General features: G+C 65.8%; 7 protein-coding genes and 3 tRNA genes. 6 read left to right on the top strand and 4 right to left on the bottom strand.

The features are described from left to right. Position 1: 1 nt before the first annotated feature. From AC3WLY_RS17465 to AC3WLY_RS17450, 4 genes are all read left to right on the top strand, one after another. Positions 2-77, top strand: a tRNA-Gly gene (locus tag AC3WLY_RS17465). A 51-nt stretch (positions 78-128) separates the two neighbouring features. Beyond that, positions 129-204: transfer RNA gene (locus AC3WLY_RS17460), tRNA-Gly, on the top strand. Between the two features lie 100 nt (positions 205-304). After that, positions 305-378 (top strand) — tRNA-Cys (locus AC3WLY_RS17455). A gap of 314 nt (positions 379-692) precedes the next feature. Continuing rightward, positions 693-2,171, top strand: coding sequence for a sensor domain-containing diguanylate cyclase (locus tag AC3WLY_RS17450; protein ID WP_492309160.1), 1,479 nt, complete (start codon positions 693-695; stop codon positions 2,169-2,171). A 94-nt stretch (positions 2,172-2,265) separates the two neighbouring features. Here AC3WLY_RS17450 and AC3WLY_RS17445 read toward each other — a convergent pair whose 3' ends face one another. After that, on the bottom strand, positions 2,266-2,814 hold the full coding sequence (locus AC3WLY_RS17445; RefSeq protein ID WP_492309161.1) for a GNAT family N-acetyltransferase: 549 nt from the start codon (positions 2,812-2,814) through the stop codon (positions 2,266-2,268). Positions 2,815-2,860: 46 nt separating this feature from the next. Further along, positions 2,861-3,481, bottom strand: a complete 621-nt coding sequence (locus tag AC3WLY_RS17440; protein WP_425130309.1) for a helix-turn-helix domain-containing protein — start codon at positions 3,479-3,481, stop codon at positions 2,861-2,863. Between the two features lie 150 nt (positions 3,482-3,631). Between AC3WLY_RS17440 and AC3WLY_RS17435 the strand changes: the two genes are divergently transcribed. Together AC3WLY_RS17435 and map are read left to right on the top strand one after the other, a co-directional pair. Next, complete coding sequence (locus AC3WLY_RS17435; protein WP_034183118.1) at positions 3,632-3,868, top strand: ParD-like family protein; 237 nt, start codon at positions 3,632-3,634, stop codon at positions 3,866-3,868. Further along, positions 3,868-4,674 (top strand): type I methionyl aminopeptidase, encoded by an 807-nt coding sequence (gene map / locus AC3WLY_RS17430; RefSeq protein WP_175962316.1) that lies wholly within the window; start codon positions 3,868-3,870, stop codon positions 4,672-4,674. The genes AC3WLY_RS17435 and map overlap by 1 nt, the downstream gene beginning before the upstream one ends. A 144-nt stretch (positions 4,675-4,818) precedes the next feature. Here map and AC3WLY_RS17425 read toward each other — a convergent pair whose 3' ends face one another. Beyond that, positions 4,819-5,322 (bottom strand): GAF domain-containing protein, encoded by a 504-nt coding sequence (locus AC3WLY_RS17425; RefSeq protein WP_425130310.1) that lies wholly within the window; start codon positions 5,320-5,322, stop codon positions 4,819-4,821. A 119-nt stretch (positions 5,323-5,441) separates the two neighbouring features. Beyond that, positions 5,442-6,359, bottom strand: a complete 918-nt coding sequence (locus AC3WLY_RS17420; protein ID WP_492309162.1) for a LysR family transcriptional regulator — start codon at positions 6,357-6,359, stop codon at positions 5,442-5,444. Positions 6,360-6,371: the final 12 nt, after the last annotated feature.

Below are 6,371 nucleotides of genomic sequence, written 5' to 3'. Positions count from 1 at the left end.
AGCGGGAGTAGCTCAGTTGGTAGAGCGCAACCTTGCCAAGGTTGAGGTCGCGAGTTCGAGACTCGTCTCCCGCTCCAGGATTTTTCGGCAGCGTGTTGGTCGGCAAAGCGCTGCACATGCAGGACAATGCGGGAGTAGCTCAGTTGGTAGAGCGCAACCTTGCCAAGGTTGAGGTCGCGAGTTCGAGACTCGTCTCCCGCTCCAAGTAATGGGGAAGCCACGCTTCCCTTTTTATTTGATGGACTTACGGTCCTCGAATAAAAATCTGTCGCTTGCCTTCACGGCATCCGGACAGTCCGCTTTTGGCGCGATAGCAAAGCGGTTATGCAGCGGCCTGCAAAGCCGTTTAGGCCGGTTCGACTCCGGCTCGCGCCTCCAGGTAGTAAAAGAAAAGCCCCGCTTCGGCGGGGCTTTTCTTTTTCCGTCTCGCGTTCGACGGGTTTCGCATCGAGATGGTGTTCGATCATCGGCGGGGCCTGGTCCGTCGATTCACGTCAATCGAATCGGGTGACGCCTTGTCATGGATCGGACATAAGGTCACTTTGTTGCCCCGGTTTGCCGGCGGCTCCGACACCGTCACGCGAGGTTCGCCTTTCGATCAGTTTCGCTCTGCGCTTGCAAATGTGCCTGTCCGATTTAGTATGCGGAAACCACGCCCGGCGCGGGCGCACACTTATGCAGTGAGGAGACCCATGCACCCCCGGACGGCAGCCCCTTACTCCATTGTGGCAGTCGGCATCGTGATCGCCTGCGCGCTGATGGGCCTGTGCGTGCTGCAACTGTTCCAGAGCCGCCACGACGCACTGGAGCGCGCCAGCGAGACCTCGCGCAATCTCGGCCTGATGGCCGAGCGCGACATCGAGCGCAACTTCGAGCTCTACGACCTGTCCTTGCAGGCGTTGATCCATGGCCTGCAGCGGCCCGACGTGATGGCTGCTTCGCCGGCCCTGCGGCACGGCGTGCTGTTCGACAACTCGATGACCGCGCAATTTCTCGGTTCGCAGCTGGTGCTCGATACCGACGGCAACATCATTCTGGATTCGGCCAACGACGTTCCGCGCAAGGGCAATTTCGCCGATCGCAAGTACTTCACCGTTCACCGCGACAATCCAAACGTGGGGCTCTATGTCAGCGATCCGTTCGCGTCGCGCCTGCGCCGCGGCATGCTCAGCATTGCGCTGTCGCGGCGAATCTCGAACCCGGACGGCTCGTTTGCCGGCGTCGCGCTGATTGCGATCAACCTCGAATATTTCCACCAGCTGTTCGCGGGGCTGTCGCTGGGGCGGCATGGGTCGATGTCGCTGATCGGCAAGGATGGCGTCATGGTCATGCGCCAGCCATATGATGTCCGTACCATCGGCCGCGACATCAGCAAGGCGGCGACCTTTCGACGGTTCGGAGCCGCCCCGGAGGGCTCGTTCTCGGAAACGTCGTCGATCGACGGCGTGCGCCGTCTCTACTACTTCAAGCATCTACCGACGCTGCCGCTGATCATCATGGTTGCGGAAGCCGAGCAGGACATCTATGCGGCGTGGCGGCACCGAGCCGTGACGATCGGTGCGCTTGTGGTGACGTTCGGCGCCGCGTTTATTGCGCTGTCCGTCATGCTCGGCGCGCAACTGCGGCGCCGGATGCGTGCGGAGTCCGAGCTGGTGCTGCTGGCGCGCACCGACGGTCTCACCGGCCTGAACAATCGCCGCAGCTTTGGCGAAGTGCTGGACCGGGAATGGCGTCGCGCACGGCGGGCCAGTTCCATTTTCTCGCTGCTGTTCGTCGACGTTGACCGCTTCAAGGCCTACAACGACATCTATGGCCATCAGGCGGGCGACGACGCGTTGACTGCGGTCGCACGCTGCATCGGCGAAAACATCCGCCGGCCGGTAGATACCGCGGCCCGCTACGGCGGGGAGGAATTCGTGGTGTTGCTCCCCGATACCCCGCAGACGGGGGCAGCCCAGATTGCCGAGCGGATTCGCGCGGCAATCGACGAACTGGCACTCGAGCACGCCGGAAGCGAATACGGGCGCGTCACCGCCAGTATCGGGCTGGCGAGTTGGGCGCCGGATCAGGAGGGTGAGCCGAGTGCCGTGATCAAGGCGGCCGACGAGGCGCTCTACTATGCAAAGGCAACCGGTCGGAACAAGGTCGCTACCTTCCAGCCCACGGCTTGATGGAAACCGGACTCGTCAGTGACCTATGGTTTGGTGGCTTCGATAACACAAAAGCCCCGCTTGGCCGTTGCGGATGCAACGGCCAAGCGGGCGATCAGCCATCCACCGGCTGCGCCGGCGTTTCGAGCTTCAACTGATAGAACGCCGCATCGAGCCAGCGGCCGAACTTGAATCCCGCCTCCGTGATCGTGCCCGAGTGCACGAACCCCAGTTTCGTATGCAGTGCGATGCTCCCGGCATTGGTCGCGTCGATACAGCCGACCAGCACGTGCACCTGCGCTTCGCGCGCGCGCCGGACCACTTCGCGCAGCAGCAGTTCGCCGAGCCCGCGGCCGCGCTGGTCGCGGTGCACGTAGACGCTGTGTTCCACCGTGTACTTGTACGCGGGGAACGCGCGGAACGTACCCCAGCTCGCGAAGCCAAGCAGCGTGCCCGATGCGTCCACTGCGCCGACGACCGGAAAACCGCCCGCGCGCTTCGTTGCAAACCACGTGACCATCGCTTCCGGCGGACGCGGCCGGTAGTCGTACAGCGCGGTCGAATTCACGATCGCGTCGTTCAGGATCTCGAGGATGGCCGCTGCGTGCTCGGCCTCGCTGCAATCGATCAGGCGCACGTCGTTGCGCTGTTTCGGGGAATTCATAACGGCTCCGGTTGGTTTTGAACGGGTTGCGCACACGGCGCGCGCATCACGCGCTCAGCGCGCCGGCCGCGGCCGCGTCGCAGATCACGACGACATAGCGCGCGGCATGCGACGACGGATTGCTGAAGATCAGCGGCCGATCGAGCCGCATGGCCAGGCAGTCGCCTTCGTGAAGTTCGTGAAGCTCGCTGCCGAACGTGACGTCGACGCGGCCGCTGATGATCCATATCTGCTGATGCAGCGCGCTTTCGCGTCCGCCGCTGTCGTACGCGACGCGCGCGCCGGGCGGGAAATCGACCTCGACGAGCTGGATCGGCGACGGCCAGCCGGGCGGGGACAGGTTGCGCCGCACATAGCCGGACGCCGGATCGCGCCATTCGGCCTGCTGCGCGCGCCGTGCCAGCGGCCGCGCGGGCGTGTCGTCCCGGTCGCCGCCGAACAGCCCGGCCAGCGACACGCCGAGACCTGCCGCGAGCTTGTCGAGCACGACGGCCGTCGGGCTGGCCGACGCGCGTTCGATGAGCGAGATCATCGAACGGCTGACGCCGGAGCGCGCGGCCAGCGCATCGAGCGTATAGCCTCGAGCAGTACGCAGGTCGCGCACGCGCCGGGCGATGCGCTCGTTGATGCCGGTATCGTCGGCAGCGGTCGTCGCTGATTCTTGCATGATGGATTTATTCTCCAGCAAACTGGAATTCGGTGTCAACGACGCATTGGCAGCGGCCGACCGATGGCGCGTTGGCCTCCGAACGCCTTGCCCGGCAGTCACGCGCAGCGTAATATACGAATCGACTACGTTTCGTTTAATTGGGGATATATGGGCATCATCAAGATTTCCGAGCACATGCACGAACGGCTGCGCTCGACGAGCACGGCGTTGAGCCGGTCGATCAACGCACAGGCCGAACACTGGCTGCGTGTCGGGATGCTGGCGGAACTCAATCCGGCGCTGTCGTACGGCGACATCTGCCGGATGCTGATCGAGGCCGAAGCGCGGGGCGGCGATGTGGCTCCGGCAGAGCCGGTCGCGCATGGCATCGAGCAGGTGGCGTAATGGCGAAGCGCGAAATCCCGATCCGCGGCACCGCAGAAATCGCCAAGTCGCGCGAGGCCGCGAAGCTTGCGTCGCAAGTGCTGACGATGATCGCCGAGCATGTGAAGCCTGGCGTCTCCACCGATGAACTGGACGCGCGCTGCCGCGAATACATCGTCGACGTGCTCGGCGCGATACCGGCGAACATCGGCTACCACGGCTATCCGAAGACCCTGTGCGCGTCGGTCAACCATGTGGTCTGTCACGGCATTCCATCGTCACGCCCGATGCGTGACGGCGACATCGTGAACCTCGACATCGCGGTGATCAAGGACGGCTGGTACGGCGATACGAGCCGCATGTATTTCGTCGGCGAACCGGGCGAACTCGCGCGGCGTCTCGTCGCGGCAACCTACGAAGCGATGCACGCGGGTATCCGCGCGGTGCGTCCGGGCGCGACGCTGGGCGACGTCGGTTACGCGATCCAGCAGGTCGCGCATCGCGAAGGCTTCAGCGTGGTCCGCGAGTACTGCGGGCACGGCATCGGCGACGTCTATCACGACGAGCCGCAGGTGCTTCACTACGGCCGTCCGGGCACCGGCGTGCCGCTGCGGCCGGGGATGATCTTCACGATCGAGCCGATGCTCAACGCGGGCAAGCGCGACACGCGCGTGCTGCCGGACGGCTGGACGGTCGTCACGAAGGACCATTCGCTGTCCGCGCAATGGGAGCACATGGTCGTGGTGACGGAAACGGGCTTCGAGGTGCTGACCGACGATGCGAAGCCGCTGGCATTTGCGGCGCTTTCCGGCACGCACGTGGCCTGACGCGTGCCGTGCGCCGCGTCCGGCGGTGCAGCGGCGCGGCGGCGCAAATGAACGGGCCCCGCAGCAGGGCCTGTTTCGTTCGAGGTCGCGCGGCACGATTCACCCGCGACTGCGGTTGCCTGTTGCGTGACGCGAGACCGCGGCTTAACCGCGCGTTTTCTGCCATGCGTGTTCGACGAACACGCGGCACAGCGCTTCCATCCCTTTGCGGTCTTCATCGTCGAAGCGTGCGGCGACCGGGCTGTCGACGTCCCACACGCCGATCAGCGTGCCGTCGCCGGCCACCAGCGGCACGACGATTTCCGATTCCGATGCCGCATCGCACGCGATATGGCCGGGGAAGTCATGCACGTCGCGCACGACCTGCGTCTCGCGCGTCTGCGCGGCCGTGCCGCACACGCCCTTGCCGAGCGCGATCCGCACGCACGCCGGCTTGCCCTGGAACGGCCCGACCACGAGTTCGGCCCCGTCGAAGAAGTAGAAGCCGGCCCAGTTGAGGCGGTCGAGCGAGTGGTAGACGAGCGCGGAGAAATTCGCCGCGTTCGCGGTCAGGTCGCGTTCGGACTCGACGAGCGCGCGTGCCTGCTCGACGAGCGTCGCATATTGATCGGCCTTGGAGGCGGTGGGGTCGTTGGACAGCGTGAACATGGCGGGAAAGCGATAGGGGTTGTGAACATGCGCGATGCGCAAAATGCGCGATGCGCGTCCCGCAGTCTACGGCACGCGCGTGCGGTCTGCAGCGTGCGGTTGCGTGTGACGCGGCGCGCTCAATCGGGCTCGAGCCCGGCAAACCGCTCCGCCAGAAAATCGAGCAGCGCCCGCACCGCGGGCAGCAGCCCGCGCCGCGACGCGAATACTGCGTGCACGATCTCGCGGCGCGGCGCCCAGTCCGGCAGCACGGTCGCCAGTTCGCCGCGCGCGACCTCGTCGCGGACCATCATCGTCGGCAATTGCACGACACCGACGCCCGCGACCGCCGCCGCGCGCAGCGCGAGCATGCCGCCCGTCACGAAGCGCGGCTGGTGATGGATTTCGGCCTGAGCGCCGTCGGGCCCGCGCAGCCGCCACACGTGCGCGGACTGCGGCACGCCGTGATCGAGGCTCGGCAGACGCGCGAGATCGGCGGGAACGGCCGGCACGCCATGTTCGCGCAGCAGCGCGGGGCTCGCGACGAGGCACTGGCCGCGCTCGGCCAGCACGCGCAGCGCGAGATCGCTGTCCTCGAGCGGCGGCGGGCGCACGCGGATCGCGACGTCGATCCCTTCGCCGACCACGTCGACGCGCCGGTTGGTCGCTTCCAGGTGGATCTCGACGCGCGGGCACGCGGCCATGAACGCGGCGATCATCGTGCCGACCAGGGAATCGAGCAGCACGATCGGGCAGCTGACGCGCACGATGCCGCGCGGCTCCTCGTGCAGCAGCGCGATCGCCTCGTCGGCCGCATCGGCCTCGACGAGCATCGCGCGGCAATGCGCGTAATAGGTCTGGCCGACGTCGGTAACCGTGAAGCGGCGCGTCGAGCGCTGGATCAGCCGCATCCCGAGCCGCGCCTCGAGCAGTGCGACGCGACGGCTCAGCTTCGATTTCGGCATGTCCAGCGCGCGCCCGGCCGGCGCGAAGCCGCCATGCTCGACGACCTGCACGAAGTAGTAGAGATCGTTCAGATCTCGTTCTTTATCGTTCATGAAATGGAACGC

It is taken from the genome of Burkholderia sp. FW306-1C-G01B, assembly GCF_058781685.1.
Note: the sequence above shows the minus strand (reverse complement) of the source record. Positions and strands in the feature narration are given on the sequence as shown.

Coding starts and splice junctions, on each gene's coding strand:
- AC3WLY_RS17450 (WP_492309160.1), top strand. CDS start 693: ATGCACCCCCGGACGGCAGCCCCTTACTCCATTGTGGCAGTCGGCATC.
- AC3WLY_RS17445 (WP_492309161.1), bottom strand. CDS start 2,814: ATGAATTCCCCGAAACAGCGCAACGACGTGCGCCTGATCGATTGCAGC.
- AC3WLY_RS17440 (WP_425130309.1), bottom strand. CDS start 3,481: ATGCAAGAATCAGCGACGACCGCTGCCGACGATACCGGCATCAACGAG.
- AC3WLY_RS17435 (WP_034183118.1), top strand. CDS start 3,632: ATGGGCATCATCAAGATTTCCGAGCACATGCACGAACGGCTGCGCTCG.
- map (WP_175962316.1), top strand. CDS start 3,868: ATGGCGAAGCGCGAAATCCCGATCCGCGGCACCGCAGAAATCGCCAAG.
- AC3WLY_RS17425 (WP_425130310.1), bottom strand. CDS start 5,322: ATGTTCACGCTGTCCAACGACCCCACCGCCTCCAAGGCCGATCAATAT.
- AC3WLY_RS17420 (WP_492309162.1), bottom strand. CDS start 6,359: ATGAACGATAAAGAACGAGATCTGAACGATCTCTACTACTTCGTGCAG.